Consider the following 19526-nt stretch of genomic DNA (forward strand, 5'->3'; position numbering starts at 1 on the left):
CATGACTAAACCATTAGACGGTATTCGCATTATCGATTTCACGCACGTGCAAGCTGGTCCTGCATGTACTCAGCTGTTGGCTTGGTATGGTGCTGACGTTATTAAAGTAGAGCGTCCAGGTGCTGGCGACGTAACACGTAGCCAATTGCGCGATATCCCAGGTGCAGATGCTTTGTATTTCACGATGTTGAACGGTAACAAGCGTTCTTTGACACTCGACACTAAGACTCAAGAAGGTAAAGAAGTTTTAGAGAAGATGATCAAGACATCTGACGTGATGGTTGAGAACTTCGGTCCAGGCGCATTGGATCGCATGGGTTTCTCTTGGAAGCGCATTCAAGAATTGAATCCAAAGATGATCATGGCTTCAGTAAAGGGCTTTAGCGATGGTCACTCATACGAAGACTTGAAAGTGTACGAGAACGTTGCTCAGTGTGCTGGTGGCGCCGCTTCCACAACTGGTTTCTGGGATGGTCCTCCTACAGTTTCTGCTGCAGCTTTGGGCGACTCAAACACTGGTATGCACTTGGCGATTGGTATCTTGACTGCATTGATGCAGCGCGCCAAGACTGGCAAGGGTCAAAAAGTATCTTGTTCAATGCAGGATGCTGTATTGAACTTGTGCCGCGTGAAGTTGCGCGATCAACAACGTTTGGACAAAGTTGGTTACCTCGAAGAGTATCCACAGTACCCACACGGTTCATTCACTGATGTAGTTCCACGTGGCGGTAACGCTGGTGGTGGCGGTCAGCCAGGTTGGGTGTTGAAGTGTAAGGGCTGGGAAACAGATCCAAACGCGTACATCTACTTCACTATTCAAGGTCACGCTTGGGAACCAATTACTAAAGCTTTGGGCAAACCAGAGTGGGCAACTGATCCAGCGTACATGACTGCTGAAGCTCGTCAAGATAAGATTTTTGACATCTTCGCAACTATTGAAGATTGGCTCAAAGACAAGACTAAATACGAAGCTGTGGACATCCTCCGCAAGTTCGATATTCCTTGTGCTCCAGTTCTCTCAATGAAAGAATTGGCTGCATCACCAGACTTGCGTAAGAGCGGTTCTATTGTTGAAGTTGACCACAAAGTTCGTGGCAAGTATTTGACAATTGGTAGCCCGATCAAGTTCTCTGACTTGGAAATCGAAGTTGGTCCATCACCAGTATTGGGTGAGCACACTGACGAAGTATTGGCTGACCTCGGATACAGCGCTGACGATATTGCTAAGTTGCATGCAGCTAAAGCAGTTTAATAACAATAAGCAGTATTTGTTTTGATTTCAAAGGCGCTCCTAGTGGGCGCCTTTTTTATCGCCATTGATCTTTAAAAAGCCTATAGACTGACAATATGAAAACAAATGTAGATTTGCTCCAGCTAGTAGAGTGCATTGGCGATGCCGTTGTTGTGGCGGATGCGCATGAGAAGATTGTTTTATGGAATGCAGCAGCGACTCGAATCTTTGGTTACTCAGAAGAAGAGGCTCTTGGCAGTACCTTGGATTTAATTGTTCCCGAGCGCCAGCGCCAAAGACACAATGAGGGCTATAGCAAGTCCATGGCGACTGGCACAACGCGTTACGGCACCTCTTTACTCAAAGTGCCAGCAAAACACAAAGATGGACGCACTTTATCGATTTCCTTTACGGTTGGTATGCTTTTCGATGAAAAGCACCAGGCAAATGGGGTGGCTGCGGTGATTCGAGATGAGACGGAGCGGTTTGCTGAGGAAAGGGCTCTGAAAAAGCGCCTTTCTGAACTTGAAAACCCACAATAACTGGCTCAGATATCAAATAACAGGGGCCTGAGGGTGCTATGCCCAAAAAATAGGCATCCTATGTTGCAGCGCAATCCCTCGCTGGTAAACTTGATCCAATTCAAAATTTCAATCTTATTAGGACGTTAATCATGGCAAAAGCATTAGAAGGGGTCAAAATCCTCGACTTCACGCACGTTCAATCTGGACCAACTTGCACTCAGCTGCTCGCTTGGTTTGGTGCGGACGTTATTAAGGTGGAGAAATCTGGCGAGGGTGATGCTACCCGTGGTCAGTTACGTGATCTTCCGGATGCTGATAGTTTGTATTTCACAATGCTGAACCATAACAAGCGTTCAATCACTGTCAACACCAAGACTCAAAAAGGTAAAGAAATTTTAGAGCGCCTCATTAAAGAATGCGATGTTCTCGTTGAGAACTTTGCTCCAGGCGCATTAGATCGCATGGGTTTCTCTTGGGAGCGTATTCAAGAACTTAACCCCATGATGATCATGGCCTCTGTTAAGGGCTTCGGTCCTGGTCCTTACGAGGATTGCAAGGTGTACGAGAACGTAGCGCAATGCGCTGGCGGTTCCGCATCAACTACTGGTTTTGATGATGGCCCTCCGATGGTCACTGGTGCGCAGATTGGCGATAGCGGAACTGGTTTGCATTTGGCATTGGGAATCGTTACTGCTTTGTATCAGCGCACTCATTCTGGGCGCGGTCAAAAAGTATTGGCAGCCATGCAAGATGCGGTGTTGAACTTGTGCCGCGTGAAGTTGCGCGATCAACAGCGCTTAGAGCGTAACGGTCTAATGCAAGAGTACCCACAGTTCCCGAATGGAGAGTTTGGTGACTCTGTGCCCCGCGCCGGTAATGCCTCTGGCGGTGGTCAGCCTGGTTGGATTGTTAAATGTAAGGGTTGGGAAACCGATCCTAATGCTTACATGTATGTGATTGTGCAAGCCCCAGTGTGGGAAGCTGTTTGCAAAGTCATCGGTCGCGAAGACTGGATCACTGATGTGCGTTTTGCTTCACCAATGGCACGTTTGCCACACCTGATGGAAATCTTTGGTGAAATTGAAAAGTGGACTATGACTATGACCAAGTTCGAAGTCATGGATGTCTTGAACAAGTACGACATCCCTTGCGGTCCAATTTTGTCTATGAAAGAAATTGCTGAAGAGCCTGCATTGCGCGCTACAGGTACAGTCGTTGAAGTGGATCATCCAATCCGCGGCAAGTATTTAACAGTCGGCAATCCTATCAAGATGTCTGATAGTCCTACGGAAGTAACGCGTTCACCATTGCTTGGTGAGCACACTGATGAGATTCTCAGTGAGCTGGGTTACTCTACTGATGAGTTGATTGCTCTTCGTCACGATAAGGTGATCTAAGATGCGAGTTGCGCTGATTGGAAGTGCGGATTTTGGTAAGGCGGCGTTAGAGGCCTTCTTGGATCGTGGCGACGAAGTCGTCGCGGTTTTTTGTCCTCCAGATAATCCTAAATCTACCAAGCCTGAAGTGCTCAAAGAGGGTGCAATTGCAAGGGGTTTAACACCTTTGCAGTTTGCCTCTCTCAAGAGCGCTGAAGCGGCGCAAGCCATGATTGACAGCAAGGCCGATATTTGTGTGATGGCCTATGTGCTGCAATTTGTGCCACAAGAGCTCTGCAAGATTCCTAAGCATGGCACCATCCAATACCACCCATCCTTGCTTCCTAAATACCGTGGCCCAAGCGCTATTAACTGGGCGATTGCATTAGGGGAGGAGAAGACTGGTTTGACGATCTTCCGACCATCGGACGGCTTGGATGAGGGTGAGATCATTTTGCAGAAAGAAGTAGCCATTGGGCCTGATGACACATTAGGCAAAGTCTATTTCGATCATTTATTTCCCTTGGGTGTTAGCGCGCTATTAGAGGCGGCGGATTTAGTGCTTGCTAATCAGCATCAAGAGATTGCTCAGGATGAGTCGCAAGCGAACTATGAAGGCTGGTTTGATGCGAATGCAGCCCAAATTCATTGGGCTAGTCACATTAGCCAGATCTATAACCTCATTCGCGCATGCAACCCTGCGCCAGGTGCCTGGACGAAGTTTGGTGAGCAGAAGGTGCAGATTTACGATGCGCATAAGCATGTAGCAGCGACTTTTGGCTCGGTGAAAGGTAAGCCAGGTGAAATCACCCAAATTAATTTGGATTCATTCTTCGTTGCCTGTCATGGCGGTCAGATTGAAGTCTTAAAGGCTAAAGGTGCGAGTGGAAAAGTGACTGGCGCTGAGTTAGCCAAAGAACTTCACTTGGAAGTTGGTCAGTTCTTCCTCTTGTAAACCAGTCTAGAGATTAAATCTCTAGGTTATCAATTAAGCGCGTTTTACCCAGCTTGGCTGCGGTTAGGATGACCAGTGGCTCGCCAGACTGCAGATTTTCATTAGATGCGGGCGCTAAATCGCTTTGTTGGCGAATGGCGATGTAATCAGGTTGCCAGCCACGTCCGGTAAGCGAGGCTAAGGCGATCTTTTCAATTTCAAGCAATGCGTTCATATCGCGTTCTTTTAATTGCAGAACGCGCTCACGAACTTCCTGTAATGCCTTTTGTAGCTCAGGCGCCTCGGCGCGCTCTGCAGCGGAGAGGTAGCCATTGCGAGATGATAGGGCTAAGCCATCTTCCGCACGAATCGTTTCACCAGGAACAATATCCACAGGTAATGCAAATTGTTTGGCCATCTGACGAATGATCATGAGCTGCTGGTAATCTTTTTTTCCAAAGACCGCTACTTTGGGTTGTACGCAAGAAAGTAACTTGAGTACTACGGTGCACACACCTTTAAAAAACCCTGGACGGAATTCACCTTCGAGGATATCGCCTAGTTGTTGCGGTGGTTCGACACGATATTCTTGCGGCTGTGGATATAGGTCGCGTTCAGTTGGTGCGAAGAGAATGTAGACACCTTCTTTTTCCAGCTTATCGATGTCTGCCTGCATCGTGCGTGGATAGCTATCGAAATCTTCATTTGGACCAAACTGCAGGCGGTTGACAAAGATGCTCGCTACAACAGGGTCGCCATGTTGTCTAGCCAAGCGCATGAGTGATAGGTGACCTTCGTGCAGGTTACCCATGGTTGGTACAAAGGATGCGCGATTTTGTCCACGTAAGTGGTCGCGCAACTCTTGTATATCGCTAATGATTTTCATGCAACAGGGGTATATGCCAGACGTACGTAGATAGGAGCGTAAGGCTCGGCCTGGGTAATTTCCACCAAAGCTTCGCGCGAGAGTTCAAGCATCGCGATAAAGTTGACGATGACTACTGGAACGCCCTTGCCGGATTTAATTGCTTCTTCAAATAATTCACTGAATTCTACAAAGCGGGTGTTTTGCAAGCGACGCAGAATACGGGTCATGAAATCACGCACCGACAACTCTTCGCGAGTAATGGTGTGATGTTGATTCAGTTTGGCGCGGTGGAGCACGTCACGCCAAGCCATTTGCAGGTCATCCAGATTAACTTCAGGCCATGTGACAGCAACAGTGGTGTCTACATAACCATGAGCGATTTGGAAATCACGACCTTGTTGTGGAATTTGATCGAGCTCTTGCGCGGCAAGCTTCATGCGCTCGTACTCAAGCAGTCGGCGTACCAATTCAGCGCGTGGATCTTCAACTTCTTCATCGCTATCCGCCTTTTTCATTGGCAGAAGCATGCGAGATTTAATTTCAATCAACATTGCGGCCATCAAGAGATATTCGGCAGCTAGCTCGAGATTATGGTGACGAATTTGATCGATATAGCTCAGGTACTGTTGAGTCACCTGCGCCATAGGAATATCGAGAACATTGAAATTTTGCTTACGAATGAGGTAGAGCAAAAGATCGAGAGGACCTTCAAATGCCTCCAGAAAAATCTCTAGAGCATCTGGTGGAATGTAAAGGTCAGTTGGGAGCTTAAAGAGCGGCTCGCCATATAACTTCGCGAAAGCCGAGGACATGCCGTCCGTAACTGACGGGGTGCTATCCAGCAGTTCGGATTGAGCGCCTGGCTCAGCTCTTAAGTCAATCATTCGAGTAAACGTAAGCGCGTTGCTTTAATTTAGCTGCTTTGGCGCGACGTTGGTCCTCAGTGGTCAAAGGCTCTTTATCCCATAGGAGTGCGCGACCTGCTTGCTGGCCCGCTTCAAGCTCTGGTTTCTCGGATTTGAGCTCATTTAAGAACTGGGTGAATTCGGAGGTATATCTTGCCATCACATTTCCTAAAATTCTTAATTAAATCAATAGCTTAAAAAATTTACCGGGCAAGAATAGCTTGCCTAGCCCATCATTATTAACGATTTTTCCTACAAACTCGCCGACTTTTTGGTCAATTGCCAGAAATAGCCCCTAATGGGGGCTATTTTCAGAGATTAGCCGCTAATAAAGCTTCAATTTGAGGGGCTTCTACCCGTGTCATAAGGTGTTTGTAGGGTTTGATGGGGGTCTGGCTTGAGAGGGGGATTTTAACATCATTCCAGCCCATTGCAGGGATGGATAGGAACTCTTCCACGCCAGCGGTTACTTGCGGCAAGACGGGTTTCAGATAGAGGCTTAATAAGCGGAATGCTTCCAAGGTGACGCTGCAGACTCTTTGGAGCTCAGCTTCGCGCTCTGGATCTTTAGCGATTTCCCAGGGCTTGTTTTCATCGACAAAGGCATTGACCTTGTCGGCTAGCTCCATGATGGAGCGCAATGCTTTTGCATATTCGCGCACCTCATAGAGTTCAGCAATTTTGTCGCTGGATGAAGTGATTTCTTCGAGCAGAGAATTCTTCATTGCCGCGTCAGACACGACTCCACCAAAGCGCTTCACCAAGAAGCCGGCGCTGCGACTAGCGATGTTGATGTATTTGCCTAGGAGGTCGCTATTCACTCTAGCAACGAAGTCTTGAAGATTGAGGTCCAAGTCTTCCATGCTGTCATTGAGTTTTGTCGCGAAGTAATAACGGAACCACTCTGGATTAAATCCGGATTCAATCACGCTATGCGCGGAGATGAGGGTGCCACGCGACTTACTCATCTTTTCACCATCAACTGTCAAGAAGCCGTGCGCGAAAACATTGGTCGGTGTGCGATAGCCCGCAAAGTGCAATGTAGCTGGCCAAAATAATGTGTGGAAATACAAAATATCTTTACCGATGAAGTGATACTGCTCGGTGGTGGTATCGGGCCTGACCCATTCCTCAAAGTTCAAGCCTTTGCTTTGGCAATAGTTAAGGAAGCTGGCGTAATAGCCAATCGGAGCATCTAGCCAGACATAAAAATACTTGCCTGGCGCATCCGGAATTTCAAAGCCAAAGTAGGGTGCATCACGAGAGATGTCCCAGTCCCCAAGCTTGCTATCACTGGGCTGTCCCACCCATTCCTTCATCTTGTTGCGGGCTTCCGGCTGAAGCGGAGTCTTTACTTGAGTCCACTCGCGCAAGAAAGTTTCGCAGCGTGGATCTGAAAGTTTGAAGAAATAATGATCGGAAACTTTTTTGATTGGGGTTGCACCGCTGACTACGGAGAACGGATTTTTTAAATCAGTTGGGGAGTAGGTTGCACCACACTTTTCGCAAGAGTCGCCGTATTGATCTTTGGCGCCACATTTAGGGCATTCGCCTTTGATAAAGCGGTCCGGTAAAAACATTTCTTTAACAGGATCGTAGGCTTGTTCAATCGCGCGCTTTTCAATGAGGCCGGCGTCGCGCAATTTGATGTAAATGCTCTGAGACAGCGTTTCATTCTCGGGGCTATCAGTGGTGTAGTAGTTGTCAAATGAAATGAGGAAGTCATCAAAGTCACGCTTATGCTCTTTCCAAACATTGGCAATCAGCTGTTTTGGTGTAAGACCTTCTTTTTCAGCACGCAACATGATAGGCGTGCCATGAGTGTCATCTGCGCCAACGTAATGCACTTCATGGCCACGCATTCTTTGAAAGCGGACCCAGATATCAGTCTGAACATATTCCACCAGGTGACCAATATGAATTTGACCATTGGCGTAGGGCAAGGCGGAGGTGACAAGAAGGCGACGTTTGGGGCTGCTCATGAAGCGGACTTAAATAGAAATTAATTCAATCAATCGGGAATCCAAGATTATGGGGCTTGGGTTTTACTTGTGCAGTAATTTTAGTCTGCGGTTAAAGTTAATACCGATTTGAACCCAATAAGAGACGTTTTATGGCCTTACCCCACAATATTCAGATGTCCAATGCTTCCGTGCCTTTAGTGCATGAGGTGCAGATCATGGACGAGGCGGGGCGCCTAAAAACCAACCATATTCCTGGGGAGCGCCCGCTAACGATCTACCTAGATAAGCGTGAGGTTGTCACCTTAATGACCTTGGGTAGCGCCCCGGAAGCCCTAGTTCTCGGTTATTTGCGTAATCAGCGCTTGGTAGAGTCGCCTGATGACATCGCCAGTATCCAAGTCGACTGGGAGACGGATTCAGCGGCAGTCAAGACCCGCCGTAGCACTGTAGATATCGACGCCCTTACTAGCAAGCGGGTCGTGACCACCGGCTGCGGCCAGGGCACGATGTTTGGGGGCTTAATCGAGGAGATGTCGGAGATTCGCTTGTCTGATGGCCCTGGGCTATCTCAGGAGGCAATCGTTGCGCTCATTGATGATATTCGCGTCCACGACACTATTTACAAGAAATCTGGCTCAGTCCATGCCTGCGCAGTCTTTGAGCGGGATGGCGATCAAGGCGTGCGAATGTTGCACTTTATAGAGGATGTTGGCCGCCATAATGCCGTTGATTCCATCTCTGGATTGATGTGGTTGGCGGATAAGCCGGGCAAGGACTTAATTTTCTTCACAACGGGGCGCTTAACCTCCGAGATGGTGATCAAGGGCGCTCAAATGGGTATTCCCTTTCTCTTGACCCGCTCTGGCGTGACCTTGATGGGTCTAGAGCTGGCGCGCAAAACCAATCTCACCCTTCTGTCTCGGTGCTCGGGTAAGCATTTTGAGATCTATAACGCCCCAGAGCGGGTTATTTTTACCCCCGTACCTGTCGCCTCGTAAATTCGTGGGCATAGCGCCTGCGATGGTTTTACAATTCGGCCATGACTATTAAATCTGACCACTGGATCCGCCGCATGGGCGAGCAAGGCATGATCAGCCCATTTGAACCTGGGCAGGTCCGCCAAGATGCCGCCGGGCAAAAAATTGTGAGCTATGGCACTTCTAGCTATGGCTATGACATTCGTTGCGCTGATGAATTCAAGATTTTTACGAATATCAACAGCACTATTGTTGATCCTAAAAATTTCGATGAACAATCTTTCGTCGATTTCAAGGGTCCGGTTTGCATCATTCCTCCAAACTCTTTTGCTTTAGCGAGAACAGTGGAGTATTTCAAGATCCCACGCAGCGTTTTAACCGTGTGCGTTGGTAAGAGCACTTACGCGCGTTGCGGAATTATTGTGAACGTCACTCCCTTCGAGCCGGAGTGGGAGGGTTACGTGACCCTAGAGTTTTCTAATACCACTCCATTACCTGCCAAGATTTATGCGGGCGAGGGTTGTGCTCAAGTTCTATTCTTTGAGAGCGATGAAGTTTGTGAGACATCGTACAAAGATCGTGGTGGAAAATACCAAGGTCAGGTTGGCGTTACCTTGCCTAAGACCTAATTCTTACTCTTAATTTATTTAATCGCCTGCACAGCGAATTTAAAGGGCACTCATGAAATTTCGTTTTCCTATCATCATTATTGATGAGGACTTTCGCTCTGAAAATATTTCAGGTTCAGGTATTCGTGACTTAGCGGAAGCGATTGAGAATGAGGGCATGGAAGTCATTGGTCTGACGAGTTACGGCGACCTGACATCCTTTGCGCAACAAGCCTCCCGCGCCTCCAGCTTTATTGTTTCGATTGATGATGAGGAATTTGTATCCGATTCTGAAGATCATGACTTACCCGCATTAAATAACCTGCGCGCCTTCATTACTGAAGTGCGCAAGCGCAATGAAGATATCCCCATCTTCTTGTACGGTGAGACGCGTACTTCACGTCACATGCCTAACGACATTTTGCGTGAGTTGCATGGCTTCATTCACATGAATGAAGATACGCCAGAGTTTGTGGCGCGACATATTATTCGTGAAGCCAAGGTCTACCTCGATTCATTGGCGCCTCCATTCTTCCGTGCTTTAACCAATTACGCGTCTGAAGGTTCTTACTCTTGGCACTGCCCAGGACACTCTGGTGGTGTAGCCTTTTTGAAAAGCCCAGTAGGTCGAATGTTCCATCAATTCTTTGGTGAGAACATGTTGCGCGCTGACGTTTGTAATGCCGTGGAAGAGTTGGGTCAGTTGCTTGATCACACTGGCCCTGTATTGCAGAGTGAGCGTAATGCTGCGCGTATCTTTAATGCCGACCATTTATTCTTCGTAACCAACGGCACTTCCACATCCAACAAGATTGTTTGGCACTCCACTGTTGCTCCTGGCGACGTGGTGTTGGTAGACCGCAATTGCCATAAGTCAGTTATTCATTCCATCACGATGATGGGCGCAATTCCGATCTTCTTGATGCCAACGCGCAACCATTTGGGCATTATTGGCCCAATTCCTAAAGAAGAGTTTGAGTGGAAAAACATCAAGAAGAAGATTGATGCTAATCCATTCATCAAGAACAAAGATGTTGTGCCACGCGTCATGACGCTTACACAAAGTACTTACGACGGAATTGTGTACAACGTCGAGATGATTAAAGAGATGTTGGATGGCAAAGTGGATTCATTGCACTTTGACGAAGCTTGGTTGCCGCATGCCGCCTTCCATCCTTTCTATAAGGATATGCACGCGATTGGCTCGGACCGTAAGCGCACTAAAAAGAGTTTGATGTTTGCTACTCAATCAACACATAAATTGTTGGCTGGTCTCTCACAAGCTTCGCAAGTCTTAGTTCAGGACGCCGAAGACACTAAGTTGGATCGCGATTGCTTTAATGAGGCCTATTTAATGCATACCTCAACTAGTCCACAGTACGCCATCATTGCGTCTTGTGACGTCTCTGCAGCCATGATGGAGTCTCCGGGTGGCACTACTTTGGTGGAAGAGTCTATTGCGGAAGCGATGGACTTCCGTCGCGCGATGCGAGAGGTAGATGATAAGTTTGGCGCAGACTGGTGGTTTAAGGTTTGGGGCCCAGATCATCTGGCAGAAGAGGGTATTGGCGAGCGCTCTGATTGGGTGTTGGAGCCAAATGCGAGTTGGCATGACTTTGGCAATGTGACCAAAGATTTCAATATGCTCGATCCCATTAAAGCGACAGTGGTTACGCCTGGATTGGATATTGAAGGTAATTTTGGCTCAATGGGTATTCCAGCGAGCATCGTAACGAAGTACTTGGCTGAGCACGGCGTGATCGTAGAGAAGTGCGGCCTCTATTCCTTCTTCATCATGTTTACCATTGGCATTACCAAAGGCCGTTGGAATACTTTGGTAACTGAGTTGCAACAGTTCAAAGACCACTTTGATAAGAATGCTCCTTTATGGAAAGTATTGCCTGAGTTTGTGGCAAAGCACCCTCGTTATGAGCGTGTTGGCCTCAAGGATATTTGCCAGCAGATTCATGAGTTCTACAAGAGTCGTGATGTAGCGCGCATGACAACTGAGATGTACACCTCAGATATGGTTCCGGCCATGATGCCTTCAGAGGCATGGGCGAAGATGGCGCATAAAGAGGTAGATCGCGTGCCTTTGGATCAATTGGAAGACCGGATTACTGCAATGTTGGTAACGCCATATCCCCCAGGGATTCCTTTGTTGATCCCGGGTGAGCGCTTTAACAAGCGGATCATCGACTATCTCTACTTCGCGCGTGACTTCAATGAGCGCTTCCCTGGATTTGAAACAGATATCCATGGCTTGGTGAAGGCTGATGTTGACGGGCGTAGTGAGTATTACGTGGATTGCGTTAGACAAGAGCGCGACATCACTTTGTAAGCAGGCAGCGATATGCAAAAGCCACCCTCGGGTGGCTTTTTCTTTATTACTTCGTCGGTTTATCTAGCTGAAAGGTGACTGGCGCATCTTCATCAGTCTTGCTTGATGATGGATTTGCTTTCACATCATCGCCGCCGGTGAAGTTGAACTCCTGACTCTGCACAACTGCCGCCGGCTTATCTAAGAAGGTGGTTACTAAAGAGGGGAATGCCATCACAACAACCACCATGATGAGTTGTAGTGCCACCCAGGGCAGAGCACCCCAATAGATGTCGCTGCTCTTGACTTCTTTGGGTGCAACGCCGCGTAGATAAAAGAGTGCGAAACCAAAAGGCGGATGCATAAAAGAGGTTTGCATATTCACGCAGAGCATGACGCCAAACCAGACGAGTGCAGCGCTAGCAGCAGCTTGTGGATTGCCGTTCATCGAATCTAGCAATACGGGCGACAGAAGCTTAACGGCTACGGGCGCCAACATTGGCACGACAATAAAGGCAATCTCAAAGAAGTCTAAAAAGAAGGCTAGGAAAAATACAAAGAGATTGACGACGATGAGGAAGCCAATCCATCCACCTGGCAGATTGGAGAAGAGCTCTTCAACCCAATGGCCCCCATCGACTCCTTGGAATACCACTGAGAAGCAGGTTGAGCCAATCAGGATAAAGACCACCATTGCGGTAATCTGCATAGTGTTTTGATACGCTTCCCGAATGAGCCCCTTGAGATTTGGGATGCTTGCTCTTCGAATCCAGGCTAGGAGGAGGGCGCCCATTGCGCCCATTGCGCCAGATTCTGTTGGGGTGGCAATGCCTGTCATGATGGTTCCCAGAACCAGGAAAATTAAGATCGCAGAGGGAATAATACCCATGAGACATTTTTTCCAGAGCGCCCATCCCTTTAAGGTGAGTTCATTTTCAGGGGCTGCGGGTAGATAGTCCGGCTTAAAGCGGGATAGAAAAAAGGTATAGAGAGCAAATAAGGCGATTTGTAGTAGTGATGGACCCCAGGCGCCCAAGTACATACTGCCAACATCGGCACTACCGCTTTGGGTTTTGAGTTGATCCGCCAAGACAATCAGCACCAAAGATGGGGGCACTAGCTGGGTAATAGTTCCAGAAGCTGCTAAAACGCCCGTAGCGTAGCGCATGTTGTAGCCGTAGCGCATCATTACCGGCAGGGAGATCATGGCCATAGCGATCACCTGAGCGGCTACGGTGCCGGTAATTGCACCAAGGATGAAGCCCACAATGATGACGGAGTAGCCAAGTCCTCCACGGATGCGGCCAAACAGTTGCCCCATAGAATCGAGCATCTCTTCTACCAGGCCGCAGCGCTCTAGAATGGCGCCCATAAAAGTAAAGAAGGGGATCGCCAGGAGTAAGTCATTGGCAAGTACGCTCCCAAAGATCCGCTGTGGAATAGCCTGCAAGAACGGCATACCAAAAAAGTTTTCAGTGATGGCGATACCGGCGAAGAAGAGGCCTGCAGCCATTAAAGAAAACGCTACGGGGAATCCGATCAACATAAACACAATGAGTCCGCCAAACATGAGCGGTGGCATCCATTCAATTGGAATCATTGCATGGGCTTTTCATAATTGAGGTCAGCGCTCGGCAGAGTATCTTTGCCTTTGAGCATGCCAATGCGCTTGATAATTTCTGAAAGCCCCTGAAGGCTCAGCATGAAAAAACCAAATGGCACAATAAATTTAATGGGGTATCGCGCCAATCCTCCGGCGTTAAGTGAGTGCTCTGATACCAGCCATGAAGGGTAAAACAAGGAAGTCCAAGACAGCCAGGTAAACAGCATGCATGCTGGCATTAGGAATAAGATCAAGCCAAATAAATCGACATACATTCGGCCGCGGTCCGATAGTTGTGAATAGATTAAATCTACTCGCACATGCTCATTGCGCTTGAGTGTGTATGAGGCGCCGAGCATAACGGCAGTGGCAAAGAGATACCACTGCAACTCCAAGGGCCAGTTGTTGCTGATATCGAGACCGTAACGCAAAAGCGCGTTGAGCGCAGACACTACGCAAGATAGCAAAATCATAATGCTTGCCATCTTGCCCAGAAATTGGTTTAGGCGATCAATTCCAGTTGAGAGTGTTCCCCAGAAACCCATGCGATCTAGAGATCTGCGCGACCCCGTTTGATTGCAGCGAGCACCTGTGCTGGAGCGGTACCGCCTGCATGTTGACGCGAGTTAACGGAGCCATCAACAGTGAGCAAGGTAAATACATCATCACCCATCAGTTCTGGGCGGCTATCTAATCCACAAGCAAAACGCAGCTCAGAAAGGCTCAGGTCGGTCAGCATACAGTTACGGCCAACGCAGGCCTTCACAGCATGAGCAACGGCTTCATGCGCATCGCGGAAGGCTAGACCTTTTTTCACCAAGTAATCAGCTAAGTCGGTTGCGGTAGCAAATCCTTCTTCAGCAGCGGCCTTCATGACTTCAGCCTTTACCTCAATGTGCGGAACCATATCGGCGAAGATGCGCAAGGTATCTTGCACGGTATCTACCGCATCAAATAAGGGCTCTTTATCTTCTTGATTATCTTTGTTATAAGCCAGCGGCTGACTCTTCATTAGGGTCAATAGAGAAATCAAATCTCCGTAGACGCGACCCGTTTTGCCGCGAGCTAATTCTGGGACGTCTGGATTTTTCTTCTGCGGCATGATGGAGCTGCCGGTGCAAAAGCGATCCGGTAAATCAATAAAGCCAAAACGAGGGCTGAGCCAAAGTACGAGCTCTTCAGATAATCGTGAGATATGCATCATCAAGATTGATGCAAAAGCGCAGAATTCAATCGCGAAGTCACGATCCGATACGGCATCTAAGGAGTTATTGCAGATACCGTCAAAGCCCAAGATGCGAGCCACTTGCTCACGATCAATGGGGTAAGTCGTTCCAGCTAAGGCTGCCGCTCCAAGTGGCAAGCGATTTAAGCGGGCACGGAGATCCGCTAAACGACCGGCATCACGGCTAAACATTTCGTAATAGGCCATGAGGTGATGACCAAAAGTAATGGGTTGCGCTACTTGCAAATGGGTGTGGCCCGGCATGATGGTAGCGGAGTGAGTCTGCGCAAGATCCAAGAGGGCGCCACGCAATGTCTTTAGGGTTGCCGCAATTTGATCCACGCTGCCGCGCAACCACAGGCGCAAATCTGTCGCCACTTGATCGTTACGTGAACGGCCAGTATGAAGACGCTTGCCAGCATCGCCAACTAGTTCAGTTAAGCGTGCCTCAATATTGAGATGCACATCTTCTAAGGCGAGTTGCCAGTTAAATTCACCAGCCTCAATTTCCGCCTTAATCTGCGCCATTCCTTTTTGAATATCGGCCAAATCTTGCGCGCTGATAATTTTTTGGGCAGCAAGCATCTCGGCATGCGCGAGGGATCCAGCGATATCGACGAGGGCAAAACGTTGGTCAAAGCCAATGGAGGCTGTATAACGTTGAACCAGTTCGTCAACAGGTTCTGTAAAACGGGCCGACCAAGCTTGGGCTTTGTTGGCGAGGGAATTTTTAGATGAGCTCATAAACGCAGTATATTGGTGTAGGTCTTTGATTATTTTAAATGTTATGTCCCAAACCCCCATTTCTAGCTCTACAGCCACCCCCTTCGCCACCCCTGAGCGCCTTGTAATCGCCTCCCGCGAGAGCCGCCTTGCCATGTGGCAGGCTGAGCACGTCCGGGATTGCCTCAAAACGCTCTATCCAGAGTGCGATGTACAGATCCTAGGAATGACAACCCGAGGCGATCAGATTTTGGATAAAGCCCTCTCAAAAGTGGGCGGAAAGGGCTTATTTGTTAAAGAGCTTGAGACCGCTTTAGAGGATGGTCGGGCGGATTTGGCGGTGCATTCCTTAAAAGATGTGCCGATGGTGATGCCCGAGGGCTTTGATTTGTCCTGTGTCATGGAGCGGGAAGATGCGCATGACGCATTTGTTTCCAATGATTACGCCAGTTTGAATGATTTACCCCAAGGGGCAGTTGTCGGCACCTCTAGCTTACGTCGTGAGTCAGTACTGCGTTCCAAGTTCCCGCATTTAGAGATTGCGCCTCTGAGGGGAAATTTAGATACGCGTATGGGCAAACTAGACCGCGGTGAGTATCAGGCAATTATTTTGGCTGCCGCGGGTCTCAAGCGGCTCGGCTTGGAAAGTCGCATTCGTGCACTGTTGCCGATCGACCCATACACTCCTGCTGCTGGTCAGGGTGCTCTAGGAATTGAGACCTTAAGCAAGCATCGCAACATCAAGCAATGGCTTGCCCCTTTAAATGATTTGCCGACCTTATATGCGGTCACTGCTGAGCGTATGGTGTCACGCCAGCTGGGAGGTTCTTGCGAAGTGCCTTTAGCGGCTTACGCCACCTGGGAGCAGGGTCGTATGAACATTCGATCTTTTGTTGCTAGTGTTGATGGCAAAGCAAGTTGCTTAGCAAAGGCGCAAGGCTCGGTGAACAGTTTGGCAGAGGCTGAGGAATTAGGTCTTTCGGTTGCGCAGGATTTAATCGCGCAAGGTGTCGCCAGTTTGTTGCCAAACGGTTTACCGCAGCAAAAGTAAGTACCAGTTCATTTCCTTATGAGCGCCAAGACTATTGTGATCACCCGCCCGACTGGGCAGGCGCGCCAACTCTCAGAAATACTGTCAGCGCACTTGCTTAAGCATGGCGTGAGCAAAGAGCATGCGCCTAAGATTATTTCTTTGCCCTTACTGACCATTGTTCCTAAAGCTGATCCTGTATTAATTGCGCGGATCGAAACAGTATTAGCCCATGCGGATTTGGCTATCTTTGTGAGTCCAAACGCCATCGAGTGCACCATGCGTTTACTTGAAAGGTCTTGGGTTGATGTCTCTGGTAAACCAGTTCCGATTGGGGTAATGGGCGGTAGCAGTATGGCCGCACTCCATCATCATGGTATTGGAAAAGAGGCCTCTCCCACTCAAATTATTCTTCCTCAAGATAATGCGAATTGGGATTCTGAGGGTCTTTGGTCTGAGTTAAAAAAACTAGATTGGGACTGGTCTAGCAAGAAAGTAGTGATTTTTAAAGGAGAGGGTGGTCGAGACTGGCTGGCTGATACTTTGAAAAAAGCAGGCGCAGATCTGGAGGCGATTTCTGTTTATGCTCGCGTACCCTTGGATATAGATAGCCCTGCGTGGAGTGATATCCATGAGATGGATTTTTCACAATCGCTTTGGTTGCTGACTTCCTCGGAAGCAGTGCGCTATTTAGGTCAGGTCATCGCCGATCAATTTGGCTTCTCTAAGCAAGGCTTGGCTGTAGCAACGGCTATTTGCCCTCATCACAATATTGCAGATGCTGCTGAGCAGATTGGCTTCGGAGAGGTTTTTACTTGTGAGCCAGGTGATGACGCATTAATTGCGGCATCGCTCGCTTGGCTATCTGTTTAAAGGGTAATTGAGCAAACTAGGCAAGAAGACTTCGCTGACTAGTAGTGGACGCCCTTTAAGGTCATACAGCGTTCGCCTTGCCCATGCCACCTTCGGCAGTTCAGGGAATTGCTTAAAGCATTTCTTCCACAAAGCGCTGTGTTGATCTAGGCGTGCGATTTCACGCAACGGTTTTTTCTTAGAGTGCATGCGTGTTTTTGCAAAGAGCACAGCCCCTAAAGGTTTTTTGCCTAAACGTAGGACGGGGTGATTACTGCCACTAGAACTGGCTGCGGGAATGATACTGTGCGCCATTACCAATGGTGCGCCATTTACGCAGAGTAATACTTCGCGTACACGACAACGCTTAATCTGGAAGTGAAAATAGCGACTTTCATCGCTATTAAGGTTTTGCCGGCAATCTCGCAAAACTACAACTTCTAGTTTTTGACCAATTGCACGTTCAATTTTTTGAGTTAAAGAACCCGTGTCGCTAAGCCAAGGCTGCCACTTTCGTGGCGCTTGGTGTAGCTCACCGGAATCGACTCGATTCCATGCAGAACGGAGACGACGACGGTGAACCATTTTTAGTTGCCGCTAAAGCTTCTACGTTGACCGCCAGATTTTGGTTTCGCAAAACGTGGACCAGCGGAGGGGCGTGAGTCGCCAGAGCGAGCTGGACGTGAGTCAGCAGAACGCGCAGGACGGGAATCGCCGAAACGATTGCCACCAGCAGGACGAGAATCGCCAGATGGACGTGAGTCGCCTGAACGAGATTCGAAATGATTGCCGGAGCGGTTTCCGCCACCACCACCAGAACGAGACTCTGAGCGGGCGCCAGAACCATAACGGCCACCACCGCCACCAGAACGATTACCACCGCCGAAGCCACCGCCAGAGCGACCACCGCCTGGACGGCCACCACCACCAAAGCTAGGCTTAGCTTGTGGCTCGAGACCAGAAATGACTGAGGCAACGATATCTTGCTGTGTAAAACGCTCAATATTGCGAATTTTGGCGCGGTCACGATGTTCAACCAAGGTGATAGCTACGCCATTGCGACCAGCGCGTCCAGTTCTGCCGATGCGGTGCGTATAGTCCTCTGGTTTCATTGGCAAGCCAAAGTTAATCACGTGACTAATACGGGGTACATCGATACCGCGAGCGGCCACATCGGTCGCAACCAAAATCTTGGTGTGACCTTTGCGGAGAGACTCTAAACGACGCATACGAACAGCTTGTGGCATCGCACCGTGTAAGGCGCTTGCTTCGTAACCGTTAGCACGCAATGTGTCGGCAATTTTTTCGCTTTCAACTTGTGTGCTTGCGAACACTACTGCTTGATCCAAAGAGGCGTCAGCCAGAATGTGCTCGAGCAATTTATGTTTGTGTGACACGCTGTCAGCCCAGTGCAACTTCTGCTCGATGTTCGCATGCTTCTCGCCAGCATGAGCAAGCTCAATGCGGTTAGCGTTAGTAGTCAACTCATTTGCCAAGGACATGATCTTTGGCGCAAAAGTTGCAGAGAACATCAAAGTTTGGTTACGACCAGCGCAACGTTTATCAATCGCCTCGAGGTCATCCGCGAATCCCATGTCGAGCATGCGATCGGCTTCATCGATAACGAGTTGTTTTACATCATCCAAGCGGATTGCTTTGCTGTCGGTCAAGTCGAGTAAACGGCCTGGTGTTGCGACAACTAATAATGCACCCTTCAGAGCTTGGATCTGCTTGCCGTAAGGCATGCCACCCATCACAGTTGCGATACGGATCCCTTTCATGCCGCGAACTAAGTTCACTGCATCTGCGGCAACCTGTTGAGCTAATTCACGAGTAGGGCAGAGCACCAACACTTTAGGTTGTGCGCGACCTGGTACAGGTGAGCCGCTTGGGTTGTCTTCGATGAGTTTATTAATTAAAGGTAATAAAAAGGCTGCGGTTTTACCGCTACCGGTTTGGCTGCTGACTAATAAGTCACCACCAGCAAGCGCTGCAGGAATAACCTGAGCTTGTACTGGAGTGGCTTGGGTATAACCCAATTCAGCAATGTTTTTAAGAAGTGGTGCCGCGAGGGCAAAAGACTGGAATTCAGTTCCAGAGTGTTTTGAGTCTTTGGACTCGTGATTGGTTTCTTTAGAAAAAGTCATGCTATTACACATCCCCTTTAAGGGATGTCTCCGTGTATACACTCTCTGTTTTTTATTGAGTGCGATGGTCAAAGGCATCGACCATCAGACAGGCGGCAGCGCGTTTTTTGAACTTCGGTGTTTATGACTTCTAAACGGTACGCTGAAATATAGCTGGGGGGCGATGAATCAAATTGCTTTAAAAAGCCTCTTATTATGGCATTTTAAGAAGGTAATGACAAGGATTTCCCGAATTAATT

The 19526-nt window shown here is 48.6% G+C and carries 18 protein-coding genes; 9 read left to right on the plus strand and 9 right to left on the minus strand.

The features are described 5' to 3' along the window. The first annotated feature begins 1 nt into the window (after nt 1). From frc (FD960_RS02475) to FD960_RS02490, 4 genes are all read left to right on the plus strand, one after another. Nucleotides 2-1252, plus strand: coding sequence for a formyl-CoA transferase (frc, locus tag FD960_RS02475; RefSeq protein ID WP_215299630.1), 1251 nt, complete (start codon nt 2-4; stop codon nt 1250-1252). Nucleotides 1253-1347: 95 nt separating this feature from the next. Then, complete coding sequence (locus FD960_RS02480) at nt 1348-1773, plus strand: PAS domain-containing protein (RefSeq protein ID WP_215299632.1); 426 nt, start codon at nt 1348-1350, stop codon at nt 1771-1773. A gap of 131 nt (nt 1774-1904) precedes the next feature. After that, a complete protein-coding gene (gene frc, locus FD960_RS02485; protein WP_215299634.1) occupies nt 1905-3152 on the plus strand; it encodes a formyl-CoA transferase in 1248 nt (415 codons plus the stop codon). A gap of 1 nt (nt 3153) precedes the next feature. Then, nucleotides 3154-4086: a methionyl-tRNA formyltransferase gene (locus FD960_RS02490; protein WP_215299635.1), complete on the plus strand. Its 933-nt coding sequence runs from the start codon at nt 3154-3156 to the stop codon at nt 4084-4086. A 13-nt stretch (nt 4087-4099) separates the two neighbouring features. On the opposite strand, the gene panC is transcribed toward FD960_RS02490, so the two are convergent. The 4 genes from panC to metG form a co-directional block, all read right to left on the minus strand. Beyond that, nucleotides 4100-4951 carry a pantoate--beta-alanine ligase gene (panC, locus tag FD960_RS02495; protein ID WP_215299636.1) on the minus strand — a complete coding sequence of 284 codons (852 nt, stop codon included), beginning with the start codon at nt 4949-4951 and terminating at the stop codon, nt 4100-4102. Beyond that, the gene (locus FD960_RS02500) at nt 4948-5817 is read right to left on the minus strand and encodes a ScpA family protein (RefSeq protein ID WP_215299637.1); all 870 of its coding nucleotides are present in this window, start codon (nt 5815-5817) and stop codon (nt 4948-4950) included. The genes panC and FD960_RS02500 overlap by 4 nt, the downstream gene beginning before the upstream one ends. Further along, entirely contained in the window at nt 5810-5998 is a 189-nt protein-coding gene (locus tag FD960_RS02505; RefSeq protein ID WP_215299638.1) for a DUF3460 family protein, read from the minus strand. Before FD960_RS02505 ends, FD960_RS02500 begins: the two co-directional genes overlap by 8 nt. Nucleotides 5999-6149: 151 nt before the next feature. After that, nucleotides 6150-7820, minus strand: a complete 1671-nt coding sequence (gene metG, locus FD960_RS02510; protein WP_215299639.1) for a methionine--tRNA ligase — start codon at nt 7818-7820, stop codon at nt 6150-6152. A gap of 131 nt (nt 7821-7951) precedes the next feature. Here metG and FD960_RS02515 point away from each other — a divergent pair, with 131 nt between their 5' ends. From FD960_RS02515 to FD960_RS02525, 3 genes are read left to right on the plus strand one after another with little or no spacing between them, the layout of a single operon-like run. Continuing rightward, nucleotides 7952-8800 (plus strand): formate dehydrogenase accessory sulfurtransferase FdhD, encoded by an 849-nt coding sequence (locus tag FD960_RS02515; protein ID WP_215299640.1) that lies wholly within the window; start codon nt 7952-7954, stop codon nt 8798-8800. Nucleotides 8801-8841: 41 nt separating this feature from the next. After that, nucleotides 8842-9408, plus strand: coding sequence for a dCTP deaminase (gene dcd / locus FD960_RS02520; protein ID WP_215299642.1), 567 nt, complete (start codon nt 8842-8844; stop codon nt 9406-9408). Nucleotides 9409-9460: 52 nt separating this feature from the next. Next, on the plus strand, nt 9461-11728 hold the full coding sequence (locus tag FD960_RS02525; protein ID WP_215299643.1) for an arginine/lysine/ornithine decarboxylase: 2268 nt from the start codon (nt 9461-9463) through the stop codon (nt 11726-11728). Between the two features lie 46 nt (nt 11729-11774). On the opposite strand, the gene FD960_RS02530 is transcribed toward FD960_RS02525, so the two are convergent. Genes FD960_RS02530 through argH form a run of 3 tightly spaced genes read right to left on the minus strand, consistent with a single transcriptional unit; the run spans nt 11775 to nt 15279 of the window. Then, complete coding sequence (locus tag FD960_RS02530; protein WP_215299645.1) at nt 11775-13307, minus strand: TRAP transporter large permease subunit; 1533 nt, start codon at nt 13305-13307, stop codon at nt 11775-11777. Beyond that, a complete protein-coding gene (locus FD960_RS02535; protein ID WP_215299647.1) occupies nt 13304-13855 on the minus strand; it encodes a TRAP transporter small permease subunit in 552 nt (183 codons plus the stop codon). The genes FD960_RS02530 and FD960_RS02535 overlap by 4 nt, the downstream gene beginning before the upstream one ends. A gap of 5 nt (nt 13856-13860) precedes the next feature. After that, complete coding sequence (gene argH, locus FD960_RS02540) at nt 13861-15279, minus strand: argininosuccinate lyase (RefSeq protein WP_215299649.1); 1419 nt, start codon at nt 15277-15279, stop codon at nt 13861-13863. A 43-nt stretch (nt 15280-15322) separates the two neighbouring features. Here argH and hemC point away from each other — a divergent pair, with 43 nt between their 5' ends. Together hemC and FD960_RS02550 are read left to right on the plus strand one after the other, a co-directional pair. Beyond that, nucleotides 15323-16309, plus strand: coding sequence for a hydroxymethylbilane synthase (hemC, locus tag FD960_RS02545; protein WP_215299651.1), 987 nt, complete (start codon nt 15323-15325; stop codon nt 16307-16309). An 18-nt stretch (nt 16310-16327) separates the two neighbouring features. Then, nucleotides 16328-17161, plus strand: a complete 834-nt coding sequence (locus tag FD960_RS02550) for a uroporphyrinogen-III synthase (RefSeq protein ID WP_215299652.1) — start codon at nt 16328-16330, stop codon at nt 17159-17161. On the opposite strand, the gene FD960_RS02555 is transcribed toward FD960_RS02550, so the two are convergent. Then, nucleotides 17150-17725: a chorismate lyase gene (locus tag FD960_RS02555; RefSeq protein WP_215299654.1), complete on the minus strand. Its 576-nt coding sequence runs from the start codon at nt 17723-17725 to the stop codon at nt 17150-17152. The two genes, FD960_RS02550 and FD960_RS02555, sit on opposite strands and share 12 nt — an antisense overlap. A 2-nt stretch (nt 17726-17727) precedes the next feature. After that, entirely contained in the window at nt 17728-19287 is a 1560-nt protein-coding gene (locus FD960_RS02560) for a DEAD/DEAH box helicase (RefSeq protein WP_215299656.1), read from the minus strand. Nucleotides 19288-19526: the final 239 nt, after the last annotated feature.

Source organism: Polynucleobacter sp. AP-Nino-20-G2 (assembly GCF_018688235.1).
Taxonomy (GTDB): Bacteria; Pseudomonadota; Gammaproteobacteria; order Burkholderiales; family Burkholderiaceae; genus Polynucleobacter.

What these genes read in the sequence shown, in the direction of transcription:
- FD960_RS02490 (WP_215299635.1), top strand. Translation starts at nt 3,154, where the DNA reads ATGCGAGTTGCGCTGATTGGAAGTGCGGATTTTGGTAAGGCGGCGTTA.
- FD960_RS02530 (WP_215299645.1), bottom strand. Translation starts at nt 13,307, where the DNA reads ATGATTCCAATTGAATGGATGCCACCGCTCATGTTTGGCGGACTCATT.
- FD960_RS02560 (WP_215299656.1), bottom strand. Translation starts at nt 19,287, where the DNA reads ATGACTTTTTCTAAAGAAACCAATCACGAGTCCAAAGACTCAAAACAC.
- frc (WP_215299634.1), top strand. Translation starts at nt 1,905, where the DNA reads ATGGCAAAAGCATTAGAAGGGGTCAAAATCCTCGACTTCACGCACGTT.
- FD960_RS02480 (WP_215299632.1), top strand. Translation starts at nt 1,348, where the DNA reads ATGAAAACAAATGTAGATTTGCTCCAGCTAGTAGAGTGCATTGGCGAT.
- dcd (WP_215299642.1), top strand. Translation starts at nt 8,842, where the DNA reads ATGACTATTAAATCTGACCACTGGATCCGCCGCATGGGCGAGCAAGGC.
- FD960_RS02505 (WP_215299638.1), bottom strand. Translation starts at nt 5,998, where the DNA reads ATGGCAAGATATACCTCCGAATTCACCCAGTTCTTAAATGAGCTCAAA.
- argH (WP_215299649.1), bottom strand. Translation starts at nt 15,279, where the DNA reads ATGAGCTCATCTAAAAATTCCCTCGCCAACAAAGCCCAAGCTTGGTCG.
- FD960_RS02525 (WP_215299643.1), top strand. Translation starts at nt 9,461, where the DNA reads ATGAAATTTCGTTTTCCTATCATCATTATTGATGAGGACTTTCGCTCT.
- FD960_RS02515 (WP_215299640.1), top strand. Translation starts at nt 7,952, where the DNA reads ATGGCCTTACCCCACAATATTCAGATGTCCAATGCTTCCGTGCCTTTA.
- FD960_RS02555 (WP_215299654.1), bottom strand. Translation starts at nt 17,725, where the DNA reads ATGGTTCACCGTCGTCGTCTCCGTTCTGCATGGAATCGAGTCGATTCC.
- metG (WP_215299639.1), bottom strand. Translation starts at nt 7,820, where the DNA reads ATGAGCAGCCCCAAACGTCGCCTTCTTGTCACCTCCGCCTTGCCCTAC.
- FD960_RS02535 (WP_215299647.1), bottom strand. Translation starts at nt 13,855, where the DNA reads ATGGGTTTCTGGGGAACACTCTCAACTGGAATTGATCGCCTAAACCAA.
- hemC (WP_215299651.1), top strand. Translation starts at nt 15,323, where the DNA reads ATGTCCCAAACCCCCATTTCTAGCTCTACAGCCACCCCCTTCGCCACC.
- frc (WP_215299630.1), top strand. Translation starts at nt 2, where the DNA reads ATGACTAAACCATTAGACGGTATTCGCATTATCGATTTCACGCACGTG.
- panC (WP_215299636.1), bottom strand. Translation starts at nt 4,951, where the DNA reads ATGAAAATCATTAGCGATATACAAGAGTTGCGCGACCACTTACGTGGA.
- FD960_RS02500 (WP_215299637.1), bottom strand. Translation starts at nt 5,817, where the DNA reads ATGATTGACTTAAGAGCTGAGCCAGGCGCTCAATCCGAACTGCTGGAT.
- FD960_RS02550 (WP_215299652.1), top strand. Translation starts at nt 16,328, where the DNA reads ATGAGCGCCAAGACTATTGTGATCACCCGCCCGACTGGGCAGGCGCGC.